This is a genomic window from Paenibacillus sp. J22R3, assembly GCF_056269305.1.
Map to the genome: position 1 here is coordinate 1,470,559 of NZ_JBWDNS010000001.1, position 18,961 is coordinate 1,489,519.

21 protein-coding genes are annotated in these 18,961 nt (G+C 49.0%); all 21 read right to left on the reverse strand.

The annotated features are described in order from the left end of the window. Positions 1-3 precede the first annotated feature (3 nt). Complete coding sequence (locus AC0YN4_RS06765; RefSeq protein ID WP_475779405.1) at positions 4-534, reverse strand: Rieske (2Fe-2S) protein; 531 nt, start codon at positions 532-534, stop codon at positions 4-6. 254 nt (positions 535-788) lie between these two features. Further along, a complete protein-coding gene (locus tag AC0YN4_RS06770) occupies positions 789-1,211 on the reverse strand; it encodes a DUF2487 family protein (protein WP_475779404.1) in 423 nt (140 codons plus the stop codon). A 164-nt stretch (positions 1,212-1,375) separates the two neighbouring features. Continuing rightward, positions 1,376-1,558 (reverse strand): IDEAL domain-containing protein, encoded by a 183-nt coding sequence (locus AC0YN4_RS06775; protein WP_090976696.1) that lies wholly within the window; start codon positions 1,556-1,558, stop codon positions 1,376-1,378. A gap of 293 nt (positions 1,559-1,851) precedes the next feature. Further along, positions 1,852-3,120 carry a hypothetical protein gene (locus AC0YN4_RS06780; protein WP_475779403.1) on the reverse strand — a complete coding sequence of 423 codons (1,269 nt, stop codon included), beginning with the start codon at positions 3,118-3,120 and terminating at the stop codon, positions 1,852-1,854. Positions 3,121-3,266: 146 nt separating this feature from the next. Beyond that, a complete protein-coding gene (locus tag AC0YN4_RS06785) occupies positions 3,267-3,857 on the reverse strand; it encodes a histidine phosphatase family protein (protein WP_475780085.1) in 591 nt (196 codons plus the stop codon). Between the two features lie 50 nt (positions 3,858-3,907). Then, the gene (locus AC0YN4_RS06790; protein WP_475779402.1) at positions 3,908-4,510 is read right to left on the reverse strand and encodes an anti-sigma factor family protein; all 603 of its coding nucleotides are present in this window, start codon (positions 4,508-4,510) and stop codon (positions 3,908-3,910) included. Then, positions 4,507-5,103 (reverse strand): RNA polymerase sigma factor, encoded by a 597-nt coding sequence (locus AC0YN4_RS06795; protein ID WP_090976703.1) that lies wholly within the window; start codon positions 5,101-5,103, stop codon positions 4,507-4,509. The genes AC0YN4_RS06790 and AC0YN4_RS06795 overlap by 4 nt, the downstream gene beginning before the upstream one ends. A 508-nt stretch (positions 5,104-5,611) precedes the next feature. Next, positions 5,612-6,703 carry a prephenate dehydrogenase gene (locus AC0YN4_RS06800; protein ID WP_475835436.1) on the reverse strand — a complete coding sequence of 364 codons (1,092 nt, stop codon included), beginning with the start codon at positions 6,701-6,703 and terminating at the stop codon, positions 5,612-5,614. Positions 6,704-6,707: 4 nt separating this feature from the next. Then, positions 6,708-7,805 carry a histidinol-phosphate transaminase gene (gene hisC / locus AC0YN4_RS06805; RefSeq protein WP_475779400.1) on the reverse strand — a complete coding sequence of 366 codons (1,098 nt, stop codon included), beginning with the start codon at positions 7,803-7,805 and terminating at the stop codon, positions 6,708-6,710. Positions 7,806-8,097: 292 nt separating this feature from the next. After that, positions 8,098-8,907, reverse strand: coding sequence for a tryptophan synthase subunit alpha (gene trpA / locus AC0YN4_RS06810; RefSeq protein ID WP_475780084.1), 810 nt, complete (start codon positions 8,905-8,907; stop codon positions 8,098-8,100). Beyond that, positions 8,903-10,108, reverse strand: coding sequence for a tryptophan synthase subunit beta (gene trpB / locus AC0YN4_RS06815; protein ID WP_475779399.1), 1,206 nt, complete (start codon positions 10,106-10,108; stop codon positions 8,903-8,905). Before trpB ends, trpA begins: the two co-directional genes overlap by 5 nt. Next, on the reverse strand, positions 10,105-10,809 hold the full coding sequence (locus AC0YN4_RS06820; RefSeq protein WP_475835437.1) for a phosphoribosylanthranilate isomerase: 705 nt from the start codon (positions 10,807-10,809) through the stop codon (positions 10,105-10,107). The genes trpB and AC0YN4_RS06820 overlap by 4 nt, the downstream gene beginning before the upstream one ends. Then, the gene (gene trpC, locus AC0YN4_RS06825; RefSeq protein WP_475779397.1) at positions 10,809-11,603 is read right to left on the reverse strand and encodes an indole-3-glycerol phosphate synthase TrpC; all 795 of its coding nucleotides are present in this window, start codon (positions 11,601-11,603) and stop codon (positions 10,809-10,811) included. Before trpC ends, AC0YN4_RS06820 begins: the two co-directional genes overlap by 1 nt. Further along, positions 11,593-12,645 carry an anthranilate phosphoribosyltransferase gene (gene trpD / locus AC0YN4_RS06830; RefSeq protein ID WP_475779396.1) on the reverse strand — a complete coding sequence of 351 codons (1,053 nt, stop codon included), beginning with the start codon at positions 12,643-12,645 and terminating at the stop codon, positions 11,593-11,595. Before trpD ends, trpC begins: the two co-directional genes overlap by 11 nt. Before the next feature lie 8 nt (positions 12,646-12,653). After that, positions 12,654-14,204 (reverse strand): anthranilate synthase component I, encoded by a 1,551-nt coding sequence (gene trpE / locus AC0YN4_RS06835; RefSeq protein WP_475779395.1) that lies wholly within the window; start codon positions 14,202-14,204, stop codon positions 12,654-12,656. A gap of 354 nt (positions 14,205-14,558) precedes the next feature. Beyond that, positions 14,559-14,927, reverse strand: a complete 369-nt coding sequence (aroH, locus tag AC0YN4_RS06840) for a chorismate mutase (RefSeq protein WP_090976717.1) — start codon at positions 14,925-14,927, stop codon at positions 14,559-14,561. Between the two features lies 1 nt (position 14,928). Then, the gene (gene aroB / locus AC0YN4_RS06845; RefSeq protein WP_475779394.1) at positions 14,929-16,041 is read right to left on the reverse strand and encodes a 3-dehydroquinate synthase; all 1,113 of its coding nucleotides are present in this window, start codon (positions 16,039-16,041) and stop codon (positions 14,929-14,931) included. Beyond that, positions 16,041-17,210 (reverse strand): chorismate synthase, encoded by a 1,170-nt coding sequence (aroC, locus tag AC0YN4_RS06850; protein WP_091218993.1) that lies wholly within the window; start codon positions 17,208-17,210, stop codon positions 16,041-16,043. Before aroC ends, aroB begins: the two co-directional genes overlap by 1 nt. Before the next feature lie 206 nt (positions 17,211-17,416). Beyond that, the gene (locus AC0YN4_RS06855; protein WP_475779393.1) at positions 17,417-17,584 is read right to left on the reverse strand and encodes a hypothetical protein; all 168 of its coding nucleotides are present in this window, start codon (positions 17,582-17,584) and stop codon (positions 17,417-17,419) included. 69 nt (positions 17,585-17,653) lie between these two features. Next, the gene (locus AC0YN4_RS06860; protein WP_475780083.1) at positions 17,654-18,436 is read right to left on the reverse strand and encodes a CheR family methyltransferase; all 783 of its coding nucleotides are present in this window, start codon (positions 18,434-18,436) and stop codon (positions 17,654-17,656) included. 78 nt (positions 18,437-18,514) lie between these two features. Further along, positions 18,515-18,958 carry a nucleoside-diphosphate kinase gene (gene ndk / locus AC0YN4_RS06865; RefSeq protein ID WP_090976725.1) on the reverse strand — a complete coding sequence of 148 codons (444 nt, stop codon included), beginning with the start codon at positions 18,956-18,958 and terminating at the stop codon, positions 18,515-18,517. Between the last annotated feature and the right edge of the window lie 3 nt (positions 18,959-18,961).

Genomic DNA, 18,961 nt, shown 5'->3' on the forward strand with positions numbered 1-18,961 from the left:
TCCTTATACCCGTGTATTTGCTTTAATTGGTCCAAGATATACCCAGTCATTCTCGATCTTGAGGTCATACTCATCGAGAGGCTTAGGTGCTACAATCAAGTTCTTACCGTCCTTGGTGTAGTGAGCGTTATGACACGGACAAACATACTCGTTGTTTTTCTCCGTGTTCCACGCGATCGTGCATCCCAAATGCTTACACACCGGGGAAAGCGCGAATGCTTTACCTTGATCGTCTTTTGAAATCCAAGCCGTTAATTCCGGATCGCTGACGTACCAGCCGTCAACCTGATGAATTTTAAATTTAAATTCCTGAGGTTCGTTCGTAAGCTTGTTTGCTTCGACAACTTTAATCCAGGTACCGCCGGATTTTTTCTTCAAAATCGGGTCAACCGCAAAACGTATCATCGGAAGTGACATGCCTGCAGCCATGAATGCGCCTGCGCCTCCAAGCGTATACGACAAAAATTGACGTCGTGACATTCCGCTCCGTTTCAACGGGCGATGCGAATTTTCGTGTTGTTCATGGTTACTCATCTTCTGTTCTACCCCCTTTGCTGAGCCATATCTTGTGTTCTGCCGGAGAAGGCAAAACATATGATGAACTAGGACATTACCTATAATAGCCTAGGTGATTTGGAGCGTCAAGAATATGGCGGGCAATTTGCTGTTCGGATCAAAAACGCTTCTAAGATTTGTTATCATTTTGTCACAATTGACCTTGTCTGGCATTTGTTTTTCCCCAAGAGCTGTCACCTTATGCAATCGGATACCATAGTAGCATAAGATTACTACACTCTTCCGAGCCAGAGCTTCCGAACAGCGTCACTAACCTCGGCCGGACTTGGTAATTGTCCGCTTTCGACAGGCTGTACAATCAGGTCCGCACCGGTTTCGACGCCTTCGCTTCCGACATAAAATGCAGTGACAATGATGACATGCTTGAAGCCGATTCCGCGTAAATTGTCACAAATTCCTTTAAGCTGAGCAATGAATGTCGGCGTCCATTCGCCATATTGACAAGCTGGGTATGTAACGATCCTTCCTTTGAACGGATTCTCGATCAAATCTAGCACATCTCGAAGACGTTCCAGTGCAGCGGTTGCTTCATGCGGCATTTCGCCTCCCGTTAGTCCGGTAACCGGCAGCACTGCTGTGTCCAGATAAGGCTGCAGTTCCGCCCACTGCTCAGCGCTTAGTTCGCTGAATTTCATACCTCTCACCATTCCTTCATCATATAAGCATGCGTCAAACGTACTTAGGGTATTCTAGCATCTCACCTATCATACTTCCACAAAAAAAAGCCCGCAAGCCGCTTGTCGGATAACTCCGAAGCGGAATGCAGACTTGGCTGTAGGCAGCATGAACAGCTGCTTGCTTATGCGTATAAAGATTTCAGCTCGTCAGTCAGGCGACGGAATTTATCCTTGTCGCCGGAGGCAAGCGCCTGATCAATAGCTTGATAAAGCTTATCCCTACGGAATTTGAGTACAGCTTCATCAAGTAACATTTCTGCAGCAAGCCCGAGCATCACTTCGTACGATACTTTCATTTTGTCCATAGGATACACCTCCAACACAGCGTTTAAGAGATCCTATATTCCTTTCCTTACGTAAGCCGCTCTCCATCGTCTTTTGTTGATCAAGGCCGATCGTCTTTCTTGTCTTAAGTTGTGACGATTCCCGCAGGCGAATAAGTGAAAGCGTATAGGTGGGTTCCATCTGTGTAAACCCCATCATTGAGCGAACCGGCTCTACTAAATCATATTCATCACAATGAACTCCGCTAAGGACGATGGCCCTCTTAGGGCTACGAATGTGCTCATGCCTACCGTTTTCCCATACACTTGCCTTGTTAACGGTTCAGAACAATCGCTTCATCGTCGATACTTTGCCCCGCCACGATTGTCCTGCCAAGCGGAGTCATCCGGATCACTTGTCCAAACTCAGCATGCTCCCCGATCCTCAGCAAGCCTAGATGCATCATCATGCTAATTAGCCGCTGTTCGATAATCGTTTCGGGCTGATCATAATAGAAAGGTTTAATATAGGGGGTCAGCGTACTCATGATGGTCTGGGCTTTAACCCAGCGGCTCCCGAGCTTATCGATCCAATGTACAATTGCCCGAATATTAGGAATTGGACCTTTGTAGAGTCTGAGCCAGAATTGATACAGCTTGTCCGCCGGTTCCGGCGTTTTCAACACTTGTCTGTCTCTGCCTGCCGGGGTTAACACAAGCATCGTTTCGGTTTCTGTAATCCAACCTTTATAGAAGCAATAGTCGTACAGGAGAGACAGCCGGCTCGGGTATTCCTTGATTCTTCTCCCGTAGCCGAAGCGCCATTCCCCTTTACCCGGAAGCTGCTCCTTCACACCAAACAGCTCAAGCAGCTGCAGAACATTCCGCTTATACATGTTTCCTTCGGACGTCAGTGAAATTTCGTTCAAGTGAATATACGTCAGAAGCTGTGAAACATCGTCCCCCATTAACATTTGCTCATCCCGGTAAGCATGCGGCTCTTCGTCTGTATAAGTAACTTGAGAGACGAGCCTGCGTTCCATCGTTTCTTTAAACCGTTCCTTCAAATCACTCGGAACCTGGAATAAATAACGATCCGCTCCGGCATATCCGTTAAACAACCAACCGTATTGCTTAAACCTCGAAATCGTATCTCTTGGCCCGGCTTCAGGCTGTTGTTTCTCTTTGGCTGCTTTGGTCTTGCCGGTTGGCTTCGACTTTGCATTTGCATTGGCTTTGGCTTTGGTAGTACGGCTGCTCTTAGACTCGACCACCGTTTCGGCTGCGGTAACCACCTGTCCAACTCCGGCTTCTATCTGCGCATCCGCTTCCGGAGTGCTGAATTTGCTTTGCTGCACACGTGCAATCAGCTCCTCCAAACTGAAAGCATCTCTAGCATCAAACAAGAGAGAATTGATAAATCGGAGATCCTCTAGCTTCATAGCTCCAATTTGTGCTTCAAAAACATCCCTGCGATTCACCGTGGACAAAATAGACTGAATCAAATCATTCTTCGAGTTTCCATTGCACTCACATTGATAGGTTGTCGCTATCCGGCTCAGCTGACCAATATCCGCGTAGCTAAGCATGTCTGCTAAATTCATCTATCAAACCTCCGTTCCCGGCCCCGCTTGCAGGTTTACTACCATTATGGGAACATTGGCGAAATTTATAACCTCCGGAGATAAAAAAAGCCACTGACCTTGTAATTCTTGGTCAGTGGCTGTCTTTATAAGATACATCGATGTCGTCAGTTCTGTTGAAACTGCTCGAGATGAAGTGTGCAGTTATGAAGCAGCGGTGTCCATGCTGCTCCTTCTCGCTCCATGATCGAGAAAGATAAATTGTGGATCGGTTTGTCCGTCAGATCGGAGCACATCGCTTGCAGTAACTGAGCAAGCAAGCTGCCATGTGTCACGACCAGCAAGTTTCTGGCAGGTACTGCAGCAGCAGCTTCCTCTACGAAAGCAAGAGATCGTTCTCGAACAGATGCATCGTTCTCTTGTCCACAGTCGCATCGTTTCCAGTTCGGTCCCCATTTGGCCAGACGCTCGGGTTCTGTCGTTCCTTCAATCTCTCCGTAGAACCGTTCGCGAAGTCTCGCATCGCCCGGCAACAACGGAATCCCTAATGTGTCGGCAACGATTCGAGCCGTTTCGATGGCACGGGACAGGTTGCTTGAAACCACAGCATCCCATTTCATCGGCTCATGCAGCAGCCGGTAAGCCAGCGCTTGTGCTTGTCTGATTCCTTCACTGTTTAGCGGAATGTCGGTTTGTCCTTGGATTTTGCCAAGTCCATTCCAGTCTGTCTTACCATGGCGTATGAGTCCGATCCGCAACATTCATTCCCTCTTTCAATGAGAAGTCATCATCTATGTAGACGTATTCGTTAATTCCGCGTACGAGAGAACCAATTGAGAATCAGTAATGTAATGATAATGCCAAGTAATGATAACGCCACATAGTATTGCGGTACCGTCGGCACTATATTCAGCACGATTGGATCGCTAATGCTGGCAACAGGAACATCTGCGTAGAAGTCTGCACTGATGACGGAACTATCGCTCGCAGCGTTAGCTGTTTCGAGCAATCCTGTCAGTTTGGCTACCTCAACCGAAGAGGAATTTCCGATTCCCTTCAACAAATAGAAAAGTCCGGAAACGAACATCGCCATACAGCACGCAATAATAGCCGTCACATTCCTGCGGAATGATTTGGAGAATTGGTAGCTGCGATTAGAAACGGGCATATACCAGGACTGTTCCGTATATATACGGTCCATGACCCCGGAATTCAGATGATCGATCGGGCCGATTTCTTCGGAATGATCGGAGAAGAACTTGATTAGTTGCTCGCTTTCTTCCCATATACGAAATTCCTCCCTGCAAGTCTCGCAGGTCAGAAGATGTTCGTTGACTGACTTTCGTTCGCTATCATCTTCGGATAAATCCCAATAGACGCCAAACGATTGTTGTACTTCGAGGCACTTCATCGCATTTTCATCCCCTCGTATTCCTCCAGCATTGGCGATTCGCCGAAATACGGTTCAAGCTGTACTTTAACACTGCTGCGTGCACGAAACAGGAGCGACTTTACAGAGCTTACCGTTTGACCGAGGATATTGGCAATTTCCTGATAATCCAGTTGGTCATACTCTCGTAAAATAAGGGCTGATCGCTGTTTCTCCGGCAGGCTGTTGATCGCATCACGAACCATAGACATCCGCTCGCTCTGCAGCAAACGCTGCTCCGGAACGGCTTCCGGCGGCGCGATAGGGATGTATCCGACTTCGTCAAAGGATACGCTGCCTGCTTTCTGCTTGCGCAATTCGCTAAGTACCGTATTTCGTGCAATGGTATACAACCATGTAGAGAAGGAAGCATCAACTTCCCGGAATGAATGCAGACTACGATACGCCTTGTAGAACGTTTCCGAGCATAAATCCTCAGCCAGCAGTTCGAGCTTCGCGCTCTTTAACATGTGGTAGATAAAGGCAAGGATTTTACGTTGGTAGCGCCGCATTAATTCGGAGTATAGCTGTATGTTACCATCTTTAATTTCGCGTATAAGCTGGGAATCCGTCATCGCGGGCGACCCTCCTTGGCCTTAGGAGTGCTCCCGGTTCGGTACTATATTGTACCGACTCGAGAGTGAAAAGTTGCGCGATCATCAAAAAATGTTTCCTCGCATTATTCATCTAAATTAATTTCGTTATATAAACCGAAAATCCTGCTTATTTCGACATAATGCTTTGACCCACTTTTTTACATAATCTACACCGATTGTAACATGGCTTGCTTAATGGTAGGGTAAATTTTTCACAAAGAAACGATTCTCTATAATCAAATTAACGTGAGCGTCTAGTATAAAGCATTGGATGACTTGCGTTGCGTCCTCTCTGTAAGTGACGAACAATCCACGTTTAATGTTTCATCGTAAATGGGTTTTAGGCAAAAAAAAGACCGCCTAGAAGGCGGCCCCGCAAAATTATGCGATGGATTTGGATAGGAGTGGAGAGAAACCATACTGTACCTTTATTATATGTATACGTTTTCATTCTGTCAATAAGCGTTTTCATTTATCGCCAACAATTTTAAAAATGGACAGAATATCCAATTCGATCCAGTTTCTGGACGGCGAGATCTAAATCATCTTGCTTGCGAAAGCTGAGTCTTAATATCCCCGGCACGTCTTCCCTGCTCTCGATAATTTGAATATTGCTCAAATTGATATTGCTGTTGCCGAGCTCAGTTGCGACATGGCCGATGATGCCCGGATGGTCAGGGACATCGATGTAGCATTCATATACGGAATGAATCATGCCTTTGCGCCGCTCCGGCAGCTTGCTGCGGAATTGTCCGGATTGTTGGAAAGCCTGCTCAATACCCTCTCCATCTTCCTGTTGCAGCATCTCAATGAAGGAGCTTGTCCCCTCCTGCCATTCACGCAGAAGCTTTAACAGCACTTCACGATTATTCACCAGAATATCGCGCCATACGACTGGGTCACTTGAGCCGATACGTGTAATGTCGCGGAAGCCTCCGGCAGCCAGAACGCTATATAACGAATTGCTGTTATTATAGCCGCGTACCAGGTTCACAAGTGCCACCGCAATAATATGAGGAAGATGACTAATCGCACCGACAATCTCATCATGTTCTTCAGGATCCACATGTACGATATGAGCTCTTGTATAGGTGAGCAAATCAGTCAGCCTGTCGATATCTTGCTGTGCTGTTGAGGCATCAGGCGTCAATACGTAGAAAGCATTCTCAAATAAATAATAGGAGGCTGCTTCTACACCGGTGCGCTCTGAGCCTGCCATCGGATGACCGCCGATAAATACGGCATTGCCCAACTGAGCATTTCGTGCCGTTGCGGCAACGGATGCTTTGGTACTGCCTACATCCGTTATGATGCATCCCGGCTTTAAGTCGAGGCCGCTTAAATCATGTACATATTGCTCCAGCGAACCTACAGGCACGCACAGAAAAATAAAATCCGCGCCTTCTGCCGCCTCGCGCAGAGACGTCGTCGCATGATCGACAACGCCTCTCTCGAGGTACTTGGCTGCGGATGATTCACGAACGGAATGACCGACGACCGTTAAACCCGGTTTGCCTTTAAAACAAAGCGCGAGCGAGCCGCCGATTAGGCCGACGCCGAATATCGCAATTTTCGTCATGAGGTTAACCCAGCACCGCCGCTTCTGAAAGTACTTCTTCCAGCGCGCGAACGAACGCTTCGTTCTGCTCCTGGCTGCCTACCGTAATGCGAATATGAGTCGGGTAGTAGGACCAGCGTGCACGGGAGATGATCCCTTTGCGCAGCAACCCGTCGAATACTTGCTGGGAAGGAAGCTTCACATCCACCATTACAAAGTTGCCATGCGCTTCGAAATAGCTTAGTCCAAGGCGGTCGAATTGCTCGCACATAAAAGTAATGCCTGCCGCATTGCGCTCCTTGCAGCTGTTTAGGAACTCGAGATCAGCAAGCGATGCTTTCGCAGCAGCTTGACCGAAACGAGATGTATTAAACGGCTCGCGAACCTGATTGATCGAACGAATAACATCCTCGTGACCGACGCCATATCCGATGCGAAGCGAAGCAAGTCCGTAAATTTTGGAGAACGTACGCAATACGATGACGTTCTTAAACTCGGGAAGCAGCGATATGCCATCTGGGTAGCCGGCATCCGTTACGTACTCGTAGTAAGCCTCATCCAATACAACGATTACGTTCGAAGGCACTTGACGCACGAATGCTTCAAGCTCTTCCTTGCGCACGATTGTACCCGTTGGATTATTAGGGTTGCATACCCAAATGATCTTAGTATGATCCGTAACTTTAGCCAGCATCGCAGGCAGATCATGCGTGCCATTATTCAGGGGCACTTCGATAATCGTCGCGCCTTCGATTTCGCAGTTATGCTTGTACTGCGGGAAAGTTTCATCCGCCATAATCGTCTCGTCGCCAGGCGTTAAATAAGCACGGGCAAGCATGAGAATGACTTCATCGGAACCGGCACCGAAAATAATCTGTTTCGGCGTTACGCCGAGATATTGTGCTAAATCCTTAGTTAGTTCGACGCTTCCGCCATCCGGATAAAGGCTAATGTTGTTCAGCTCGTTCTGAATGGCAGCCTTCGCATGTTCGGAGCTTCCGAATGGATTCTCGTTGGATGCGAGCTTGATGACTTCTTTGAGGCCAAGCTCTCTCTTTACTTCTTCAATCGGTTTGCCCGGTTGATACACTGGCAAATGAACGATACTTTGTTTGGGTTGCACCAATAATCACCTCGTATATGTGGCGTATAGTTTAGAATTGCTATTCCAACATTGTCTCACATGTTGTGGTCATTTAAAAGCTCTTTGCCCCATTTTCTTTCGCGCTTTTAAGCTTTTATGTACAGAAGCATTTCACACAAGGTCAAACGGCTGACGCCGTCCTTGACGACGCAGCGCGTTTCAATCCGGAGATTTCTATGTCTTTTTATAAATGTGATTCTTATAAATTCTTAGAAATAAAGAATACCCACTAAGCTGCAATAAGCAGCTTAGTGGGTATCGAGTCGATGCTTTAGCCACGCAGTTCTTGAACAAATGCACGGATTTGTTCTAAGCCCTCCTGCTTCGTCTCCGCCGCTTGCAGCAACGGTACAACCTCTTCGATCTTGCGAACAATCGCGCTTCCTACGATGACGCCATCGGCCTGCTTACCGAAGCGTTCCACCTGCTCGCGGCTGGAAATCCCAAAGCCTACCGCAATCGGTGTCGTTGTTGCTTCGCGAACCGTTGCAAGAAACTCGTCAATTCCGCTATGGAAGTCAGCGCGTACACCGGTAACACCGAGCGAGGATACGCAATAGACGAATCCGCGTGCCATGGAAGCAATTCGCTTCACTCGGTCATTGGATGTAGGGGCAACAAGCGGAATCAGATGAATATCTGCTGCCTCAGCCATTGCGCGAACCTCGGCATCCTCTTCAATCGGCAAATCCGGAATAATTAACCCGCTGATTCCTTTCTCGGTTACGAGGTCGAAGAACCGTTCCAGCCCATATTGCAGAATCGGATTATAGTACGTGAATAGAATAAATGGCAGTTTGATACCGGCTTGACGGGCATTCTCGGCAACCTGAATGCAATCCACCAACGTAACTCGGCCGTTCTTCAGGGCACGCTCGGAGGCGCGTTGAATAACTGGACCATCTGCCAGCGGATCCGAATAAGGAACGCCCAACTCCACCATATCAGCACCTGCTTGCTCCAGCGCACCAATGATGTCCACCGAGGTGCCAAGATCAGGATCGCCAATCGTTAGAAAAGGAATCAACGCGGTGCGGCCTTCTTCACGCAACCTATTAAACGCTGCATCTATTTCATTAATGGCCATGGTTTTCGTCGCCTCCCAAGTAGCCCATAATCGCTTGCACGTCTTTGTCTCCGCGTCCTGATAAGCTCACCACAATGATTTGATCGCGGCTGAGCGTAGGAGCAAGCTTCATTACTTCCGCAATGGCATGGGCAGATTCCAGTGCCGGAATGATACCTTCTGTGCGCGACAGCAGTTGCAGGCCTTCTAGTGCCTCTGCATCCGTAATCGGCACATAATTAGCACGGCCTGTATCTTTGAGGTATGCGTGCTCCGGTCCGATGCCCGGGTAGTCAAGGCCAGCCGAAATGGAATGCGCGGGCTGCACTTGTCCATGTTCGTCTTGCAGCACGTAGCTAAGCGAGCCTTGGAATACACCATGACGGCCCTTCGTCATCGTTGCCGCATGCTCTTCAGTATCCACGCCGCGACCAGCAGCTTCAACGCCGAGCAGCTTCACGCCGTCGTCGCCGATGAACGGATAGAACATACCGATTGCATTGCTGCCACCGCCGACAGCTGCAACAACATAATCCGGTAAACGACCGACTTCTTTAAGAATCTGCTCTCTGGATTCATCGCCGATGATACGCTGAAAGTCACGAACCATCATTGGGTATGGATGCGGCCCTGTTACAGATCCTAGGATATAGTAGGTGTCATCTACATGGCTGACCCAGTAGCGAAGTGTTTCATTACAAGCATCTTTGAGCGTACGTGTTCCTGAGGTAACGGGGACTACTTCTGCACCGAGCAGCTTCATGCGGAATACATTCAGCTCTTGACGCTTCGTATCTTCCTCACCCATGAACACTTTGCATTCCATGCCCAGAAGCGCTGCTACCGTAGCGGATGCGACGCCATGCTGGCCTGCACCTGTTTCAGCAATAATCTTCGTTTTTCCCATACGCTTGGCAAGTATTCCTTGTCCAATCGTATTGTTGATTTTGTGCGCACCGGTGTGGTTCAAATCTTCGCGTTTCAAATAAATTTGAGCGCCGCCAAGATGATCCGACAAACGCTGAGCATGATACAGCGACGTAGGTCTGCCCGAATATTTGGTCAATAAGTAACGAACCTCTGCAATAAATTCTGGATCCTTTGAATAGTGCTGGTATGCTTCCTCTAATTCAAGCAGTGCGTTCATGAGCGTCTCAGGCACATATCGTCCGCCGAATTTACCGAAGCGCCCGTTCATGTCCGGGACTTGGTTCATACGCTTCTCACCCTTTCTACAAACAATCGAATTTTATGAATATCCTTCAAGCCGTCTGTCTCCACTCCGCTCGACACATCTACGCCGCTCGGAGCATACTGATTTACCAAATCCGCTACATTATCCGGATGAAGCCCGCCTGCTACATAAAGCGGTACGCCGATGGCTGCCGCAGCTTCCATATATCGATCGATCACATGCCACGCAAACGTTTGTCCGGTTCCGCCGCCTGCCGTATCAATGAGAAATCCATCTACGACCCCCGCGTAATCTTCAAGTCTTGAAGTACCGCTTGAGCCATCTTCGTCCATATCCTTAACGGAAAACACCTTCCATACTTGCACGTTCAAAGCTTCTTTAACCTGTGCACACAGCTGAGGTGATTCATCGCCATGCAGCTGCACGACGTCGAGCGGCGCAGAAGCAAGAACGGATTGAAGCTCTTGCAGGCTGGGGTTGACGAACACACCGACCGTCGACGGAGCCAGACCGCTTTGGGCACGAAGCTTCCGAGTTTCCTCGATGAGCGTCCCGGCAAGCTCAGGCGACACTTGGCGTTTGCTAGGTGCAAACACGAAACCAATTTCATCAAAGGCAAGCCCGTTCATCTCGCGAATGGTTGCCGCGTCTCGCAAACCGCAAATCTTAATACGTGTCGGATTGGACGTACCAAGCTTGTGTTGTTTCTCTGCAGCAGACATTACGCGTTCACCGGTCCCATTAGCTGCTCCACTGCTGCGCCTACATCCGGCTGACGCATGAAATGCTCGCCGATCAGCACGCCTTTCGCGCCGACACCCTTCACAAACGCGATATCCTCCTGCGAAGAGAGCGAGCTCTCGCTGATTACGGTTATGCCAGGAGGCACCATGCCAATCAAACGTTCTGTCGTCTTAATATCCGTTACAAAGGTGTGCAAATTCCGATTATTAATGCCTACCAATGTGGCTTTGCCCAGCCCAAGAACAGACTCCATTTCCTCTTCGTCATGGACTTCCACAAGCACATCAAGCCCAATCGATCGAGCCGTTTCATAGAAATCCGCAAGCTGAGAAGGACGAAGAATGGCTGCAATCAACAGAATAGCATCTGCACCGATCAATCGCGCTTCATAAATTTGTCGGTGATCCACCGTGAAATCTTTACGAAGTAAAGGAACATTAACAGCCTGCGATACGGCCGTCAAATATTCGTTCTTACCTTGAAAATAATCCTCGTCCGTCAGCACTGAAATACAGTCCGTGCCTGCTTCCTCATAAATGCGGGCAAGCGCGACAGGATCAAAATCAGGCCGAATGAGTCCTTTCGAGGGCGATGCTTTCTTCACTTCTGCGATCAAGCCCAAATCCCGCTTCGTTCCAGACGTTAATCTGCGTTCGAAGCCTCGGCATGGCGGTAATTCTGCGATTTGACGTTCTGCCGCTTGAATAGAGAAATTTACCGCCAGATCATCTACTTCTTTCCGTTTGGAAGCTACGATTTTATCAAGAAACATGGCTCAACTCTCCTGTCGTTTCGATCAACTGCCGCAGCTTCGTGGCTGCTTTGCCGGAATCAATAACGGTCCGCGCTACAGCAACACCAGCCTGCAGCGAGTCCGCACCGCCGCCGACGAAGATACATGCGCCGGCATTAGCAAGCACGATGTCCCGGTATGCGCCGTAGTCATCACCATTAAAGATCGAACGGATGATACGCGCATTCTCATTCGCATCGCCGCCGATGACTTCGCTCAGCGAACGCGTAGTCAAACCAAGCTCCTCCGGCGTGATGGTATACGTGCGAACGGTGCCGCCCAGCAGCTCCGAGATTTGTGTTGGCGAAGAAATGCTGATTTCATCCAGACCATCAAAGCTGCTCACAACCATTGCACGCTTCAAGCCAAGCTCACCTAATACGGAAGCAATCGTGTCGGTTCTGGATTTATCGTAAATACCGAGAAGCTGACGATCAGCGCCTGCCGGATTCGTTAGTGGACCGAGCATATTGAAGATGGTTCGGATACCGATCTCACGTCTTGGGCCTGCCGCGTGTTTAAGGGATGGATGATACAGCTGCGCAAACATGAAGCAAATCCCGATGGCATCCAGACAGCGAGCTGCCAGCTCCGGCGACAGTGTAATATTGACACCAAGCGCTTCAAGCGTATCTGCGCTGCCGGATTTGCCGGACATAGCCCGGTTGCCGTGTTTGGCAACTCGGACGCCTGCTGCTGAAGCTATGATAGCAGAAGCTGTCGAAATATTGAATTTATGAATGCCGGATCCACCCGTACCACAGGTGTCCAGAAGTCCGTTGCGTTCCGTTTGAACATGATTGGAAAACGAACGCATCGCTTCTGCGAATCCGGTAATCTCGTCTTTGGTTTCACCTTTCATCCGAAGCGCCGTAGCGATTGCGCCGATCTGCGCACCGGAAGCTTCACCGCTCATAATAATCTCCATTACGCCGCGTGCTTCTTCCCGAGTCAGGTTAGTCCCGCTAACCACTACGTTCAGCGCCCGCTGCATTGTCATCAGTTCATTCGTAACTGCCATGCCCCCGCTCACCCTTTCGCACCTGCATAGTAATCCATATTGATCATGCTGCTCGTGCGATCAGGCACTGCGAAGATTGATTCCGCAGCTCGAACCGCCTTGAGCATAGCCATCGCTTTATTGACGGTTTCCATATACTCATTCTCCGGTATGGAATCCCAAACAATGCCCGCTCCAGCCTGAACATAGGCCTTACCATTCTTGAAGATCAGCGTACGAATCGTGATACAGGTATTAAGGCTGCCGCCAAAACCGAGATAGCCGATAGCACCGGCATAAGCGCCGCGAGCTTCATTCTCCAGCTCCGCGATAATTTCCATGGCTCTGAGCTTCGGAGCTCCGGATACTGTACCCGCTGGCATGCAAGAGACGAATGCATCGAAGAAATCTTTGTCCTCGCGCAGCTTGCCGGAAACGTTCGAAACGATATGCATCACGTGGGAGTACCGCTCAATCTCCATATACGAATCGCAGCGGACTGTACCGAATTCCGATACGCGCCCGATATCATTGCGACCCAGATCGACGAGCATCAGATGCTCTGCGCGTTCTTTCTCGTCCGCCAGCAATTCTTTCTCAAGCGCCAAATCCTGCTCCGGCGTTTTGCCGCGCGGACGCGTTCCGGCGATCGGGCGTGTCTCCACTCGTTCACCATCCACTTTAACGAGTGCTTCCGGTGACGTACCGACGATAACCTCATCATCCATTTTCAAATAGTACATATAGGGTGATGGATTCATGGTGCGCAGTACGCGGTATACATGAAGCGGATCAACTTCGGTTTCGATGTTAAAGCGCTGCGACAATACCACTTGGAAAATGTCACCTGCACGAATATATTCTTTGGATTTCTCAACATTCGCAAGGAATTGTTCCTTTGTCAGGTTCGAGGCAACCTCGCCCAGATCGGGATCGGCCGGGATGCTTCCCGCTGCCATCAATGCGGACGGCAGCGGCTGCTGCAAGCGCTCGATGGTTGCTTCCATGCGGCTGACCGTTTGCTCATAAACAGCCTGAATTTCATGGTCTGTCGCCGCATTCGGGATATGTACATTCCCGATCACTTGAATTTGCTGTTTGAAATGATCGAAGACGATTACCTGATCGCAAAACATAAATTGCAGGTCGTTCATGTTCAAATCATCAATCCGGTGCGCCGGCAGCTTCTCGTAGTACTGAAGCAAATCATATCCGAAGAATCCGATCGCCCCGCCTGTGAAAGGCGGCAATTCCGGAATCGAAGGACTGCGGAAGGAGCGCAAATGTGCTTTGAGCAGCTCAATCGGTTTCTCGCGCAGCACCTCTTCTTTGCCATTCACTTCGATTACCATTTCGCCGTTCTTGCCGCGAATGAGCATGAATGGGTCAGTGCCGATGAAGGAATAACGCGCCCATTTCACACCACCTTCAACACTCTCCAGTAAGAAGGCCCGGCGCTCCTTATAGAAATGCTGGAATATACGAATTGGCGTCTCTGTATCCGCCATTACATGTCTGACGATTGGAATTAAATTATACGTGCTGGATAAACGAATGACACCTTGAAGCTCCTGATTCATAACCAATCTCTCCCTTTGTCGGAAAATAAAAAAACTCCTGCCGCAGCAGGAGTGATCATGTCAGAAGACGGAAAATGAGCATTGATACGGCAATAGATAAGACCATCGATTGTAGCTTAATAGATACACCTATAGCCTGGATTCCATCCAAGAGGGTGCACTAAACTACCACCTGCGTCATCTCTTCACTCGTCTCAATCTTGCACTAAAAACTCAGCTCAGCTCTACTCATCTCTTCTAACTTCACTAACTACTCTGCTCAACTCGGCTCATTCTTCAAGTATGAAATCACTATACACTAGCGTAAACGGATCCGTCAATCCTTTAAAAATGAGCTTTACGATTGTTCAAATGCTATGATTTCGATAAATCCGGACGAAGTGCTTTCGCACCGCCTAAGTATACATGCTCGATTTCCTTCTGAGACTTCTCCGTGTTCACCGAAACCAGCAGGCGGATGCACATGGCCAAGCTTCCTTTGACCGGCACTTCAACAGCGCACATCAACGGAACAAGCTCCCAGCCTTGCATGACACGAATCGCTCTAGCCGGAAATGTTGCATCCAGATCGCCTGTTACCGTAATAAATACACTTGCAATATCTTCGGGCTCGATGGCATTAGAGGCTACAATCGTATGCAGCAATTCCTCTGTAGCGCGTAATATCGGTTGTTCTTCATTCCATTCGACCGTAATTGCTCCGCGAATTCCCCGTACACTCATTCTAGATGGCCTCCTGTTTCAATTGTTCCACGATCTCCCGAATGAGAGAGGTAGAAACCGATTTGTTGATTTCCACGACGCCAATTGCAGTTGGCACGATATAGACCATCGTACCTTCTTGGAACTTCTTATCATGCATCATCGCACGCATGATTTCATCTGTCTCTAAATGTGCAGGCAGTCGCACCGGCAAACCTACTCGTTGCAGTACATGCTTGGTCACCGTGTAGACCTCTTCAGAAGCCCCCAGGCGAACCGCAAGCTTTGCAGCCCCAACCATACCGATCGCTATCGCTTCACCGTGTAAAAGCTCTCCGTAGCCAGCGACTGCCTCAAGCGCATGACCAATGGTATGCCCTAGATTAAGGATCGCGCGAAGATCGTTCTCTCGCTCATCCCTTGAGACGACTGCCGCTTTGACGCTGCAGCCTTTGTAGAGCGCATAGCCAAGCGCATCGGGATCAAGTGCAGTCAGCTTATCTGCATTCTCGTCACACCAAGTTACGAAAGATGCATCCCAAATCAACCCATGCTTCACAACTTCCGACAAACCCGCCTTTACTTCGCGTTCAGGCAAGGTTTGCAGTGTTTTCAAATCATACAGCACTAGCTCAGGTTGATGAAAAGCACCGATAATATTCTTCGCAAGCGGGTGGTTGACCGCGACCTTTCCGCCGACACTGCTGTCATGTGCAAGGATCGTCGTCGGAACCTGTACAAATTTAATGCCGCGCATGAAAGAAGCTGCTACGAAGCCGGCAAGATCACCGACCACGCCGCCTCCCAGTGCAACAATTGTCGATTTGCGGTCAAGGCCATGCTCCAGTGCAATCCCAATCAATCTTTCCAATTGAGTGAGGGATTTGGAACCCTCTCCCGCCGGAACAACAGCTGTTACAACCGTAAAGCCTGCTGTAGAAAGCACATTTGTCAGATGACCCAAATGCTCCTCAGCGACGACATTCGTATCTGTAATAATCATAAGGGGCGACTTCTTGCTGATGCCGCGCTCGGTAAACAGGTTACCTGCTTCATCCAACACGCCTTCCCCGATATAGATCGGGTAGGAACGCTCGCCTAGCTCGACGGTCAGTTCACGATGAGCGCCGCTCATTAGTAGTTCCTCAACTGCGCCAAGTAGTTGTTGTAATTCGCCGTAATTTCTTCCATGGAGTCGCCGCCGAATTTCTCCAGAAACGCTCTGGCTACTTCCCATGCCACAACATGCTCCATGACAACGCTTGCTGCCGGCACGGCGCAGCTGTCAGAGCGTTCTACTTGTGCAGTGAATGGCTCTCTTGTATCGATATCTACGCTTTGCAGCGGTTTATATAAGGTCGGGATTGGTTTCATTACGCCGCGCACGACGATTTGTTCGCCGTTTGTCATCCCGCCTTCAAATCCACCGAGACGGTTAGTCGCTCTGTAATAGCCGCGTTCTTCCGAGTACATGATTTCATCATGCACTTGCGAGCCGCGGATTGTTCCGGCTTCGAAACCAATACCGATTTCGCAGCCTTTGAAGGCATTGATCGACATCACCGCTTGAGCGATCCGTCCGTCAAGCTTGCGGTCGTACTGCACGTGGCTGCCAAGTCCGATCGGCACGCCTTCCACGATACATTCCACAATTCCGCCGATGGAATCGCCTTCAGCTTTGATTTGATCGATATAAGCAGTCATTTTCTCTTCGGTTTCCTTGTCAACGACACGTACGGGAGACTCCTCAGTCAACCGGACTAATTCGTCCAGCGGAAGCTGATTCGCAGGCGCTTCAATTTCACCGATTCGAATCACTTGTCCGCCTACTTTAATGCCGAATGCAGCAAGGAATTGGCGGGCAACTGCCCCAACCGCTACACGTGCTGCCGTTTCACGGGCACTGGAGCGCTCAAGTACATTGCGCAGATCCTTCAAATTGTATTTAAGTCCACCGTTCAAATCCGCATGTCCGGGACGCGGGCGATGAACGCGGCGTTTCTCTTCGTCACTGCCTTCGATCGGCTCGATGTTCATAACCGATGTCCAGTGCTTCCAGTCATTATTCTCCACAATCAATGCTACAGGCGCTCCCGTTGTTTTACCATGACGAACGCCGCCGACAATGTTAGCGGTATCTTTCTCGATTTGCATACGGCGGCCACGGCCATGCCCCTTCTGCCTACGGTGCAATTGGAAGTTAAGCTCCTGAAAATCAAGCTGCAAATTGCTCGGAAGCCCCTCAATTATTGCTGTCAACTGTGGACCATGTGTCTCTCCTGCTGTCAAATAACGTAAACTCACGGTAAAGCCCTCCCTCATTCTGAACACCCGCAAACGTATATTCCGGTTTATGTATTTCTGCCAAATATCTTTGCTCATTATAGTATAGCGTTGCCGGTTTGACAAGGAAATGAACGCCGACTGTTAGGAAGGCTCCACAATAAAAAAGCTGCCCCGCACACCTCCCGAAGAAGATGTGACAAGGGCAGCCTTCCAGCTCTAATAAACTAACTATTCACGGATTGAGGTCCACGCAGACGATCCGGTTCGTCATTCAATTGCGGATCATTCATGAGACCGTTCATTTGCCTCGTATCAATGCCGAGAATTTGGGCGCATTCCTGGATCGTGATGAATCCACGCTTATACGCCGAAATAACCTTACGTTTATCCATGCTGCGCCTCCAATAAGCCAAACTATTTATAGCTTTAGTATTGGAGAAGATGGAAAACGATATACCCGACTATGCGCGTTTGCGGTAAAAGAAAGTTTCTACCGAATCGAAATCATATTGGGCAGGCGAGAAAATTTGCTCCGTGCTGCCTACAAACAGCAGCCCGCCGGGCTTAAGCGCTTTCGAGAATTTATGATAGAGCAGATGTTTGGCTTCTTCCGTGAAGTAGATCATGACATTGCGGCATACGATTACATCGAATCCGGTGTCAAAGGTGTCATGAAGCAAATTCTGCTGTTTAAAGGTAATATTTCGCTTGAGCTGATTGACTACAGCAACATTATCTTCATCTTGCTTCGTAAAATATTTACTCATATAAGTGCGTGGAACCTCGCGGATCGAACGATCCTGATAAATGCCTTGTGCCGCCTTCTGCAAAACAATGTTATCCAGATCGGTTGCAAGGATCGATGACTTATCCTGCGCGCCGAGCTCTGCCAAAATCATGGACAGTGTATAGGGCTCTTCGCCTGTCGAACAAGCTGCGCTCCAAATTTTGACACGTGGATTACTCTTCACGATTTCGGGTAAAAACTTCTTCTCCATGGCTTCCCAACGGCTCGGATTACGCCAAAACTCCGACACATTGATGGTCATCCGATCGAGAAATTCGTTCATTAGCTTCTTATCCTTCTCAAGGCCATCCCAGTAGGCTGCAAATGTATTGAAGCCGTACTTCTGCCTAAGCGTCGTCAAACGCCGCTTCATCTGCGCTTCTTTGTACTGGGAAAGATCAATAGCTGTTTTTTCCTTGATTTTCTTGATGAAAAGCGTAAAGTCCTTGTCCTCCACCATGTTTTCCCCCGATGTCGCAGACACTTGGCCGCCTGATGTTAAAATCCACTGTTGAATTGCTTGTCCGTAAGTTAGTTAAATCCACTGCTGAATCGTTTGGTTGTAGTCCACCATTTCATGCGGAGCGAAGAAAATGCCGATCTCACGTGCCGCACTCTCAGGCGAATCCGATCCATGAATCAGATTGAAATTCGTATGTACTGCATAATCAGAACGAATCGTTCCCGGTGCTGCTTCAAGCGCATTCGTCTTGCCGATCATCGCCCGTGTAAGTCCGATGACATTATCCCCTTGCCAAACCATAGCAAATACCGGACCTGACGTCACAAAGGCTACAAGCGGCGGATAAAAGGGCTTTCCGATGTGCTCTGCATAATGACGTTCAGCCAGTTCAGGCGTGATCATCATGAATTTGGCTCCAACGAGCTTTAGCCCCTTACGTTCAAAACGTGATACGATTTCACCGATCAAACCGCGTTGTACGCCATCTGGCTTTACCATTAGAAATGTTCTTTCCATCTG

Excerpts from the sequence above, each read along its gene's own strand:
- AC0YN4_RS06765 (WP_475779405.1), bottom strand. The coding sequence starts at position 534 with ATGAGTAACCATGAACAACACGAAAATTCGCATCGCCCGTTGAAACGG.
- AC0YN4_RS06770 (WP_475779404.1), bottom strand. The coding sequence starts at position 1,211 with ATGAAATTCAGCGAACTAAGCGCTGAGCAGTGGGCGGAACTGCAGCCT.
- AC0YN4_RS06775 (WP_090976696.1), bottom strand. The coding sequence starts at position 1,558 with ATGGACAAAATGAAAGTATCGTACGAAGTGATGCTCGGGCTTGCTGCA.
- AC0YN4_RS06780 (WP_475779403.1), bottom strand. The coding sequence starts at position 3,120 with ATGAATTTAGCAGACATGCTTAGCTACGCGGATATTGGTCAGCTGAGC.
- AC0YN4_RS06790 (WP_475779402.1), bottom strand. The coding sequence starts at position 4,510 with ATGAAGTGCCTCGAAGTACAACAATCGTTTGGCGTCTATTGGGATTTA.
- AC0YN4_RS06795 (WP_090976703.1), bottom strand. The coding sequence starts at position 5,103 with ATGACGGATTCCCAGCTTATACGCGAAATTAAAGATGGTAACATACAG.
- AC0YN4_RS06800 (WP_475835436.1), bottom strand. The coding sequence starts at position 6,703 with ATGACGAAAATTGCGATATTCGGCGTCGGCCTAATCGGCGGCTCGCTC.
- trpB (WP_475779399.1), bottom strand. The coding sequence starts at position 10,108 with ATGAACCAAGTCCCGGACATGAACGGGCGCTTCGGTAAATTCGGCGGA.
- AC0YN4_RS06820 (WP_475835437.1), bottom strand. The coding sequence starts at position 10,809 with ATGTCTGCTGCAGAGAAACAACACAAGCTTGGTACGTCCAATCCGACA.
- trpC (WP_475779397.1), bottom strand. The coding sequence starts at position 11,603 with ATGTTTCTTGATAAAATCGTAGCTTCCAAACGGAAAGAAGTAGATGAT.
- trpD (WP_475779396.1), bottom strand. The coding sequence starts at position 12,645 with ATGGCAGTTACGAATGAACTGATGACAATGCAGCGGGCGCTGAACGTA.
- trpE (WP_475779395.1), bottom strand. The coding sequence starts at position 14,204 with ATGAATCAGGAGCTTCAAGGTGTCATTCGTTTATCCAGCACGTATAAT.
- aroH (WP_090976717.1), bottom strand. The coding sequence starts at position 14,927 with ATGAGTGTACGGGGAATTCGCGGAGCAATTACGGTCGAATGGAATGAA.
- aroB (WP_475779394.1), bottom strand. The coding sequence starts at position 16,041 with ATGAGCGGCGCTCATCGTGAACTGACCGTCGAGCTAGGCGAGCGTTCC.
- AC0YN4_RS06855 (WP_475779393.1), bottom strand. The coding sequence starts at position 17,584 with ATGGATAAACGTAAGGTTATTTCGGCGTATAAGCGTGGATTCATCACG.
- ndk (WP_090976725.1), bottom strand. The coding sequence starts at position 18,958 with ATGGAAAGAACATTTCTAATGGTAAAGCCAGATGGCGTACAACGCGGT.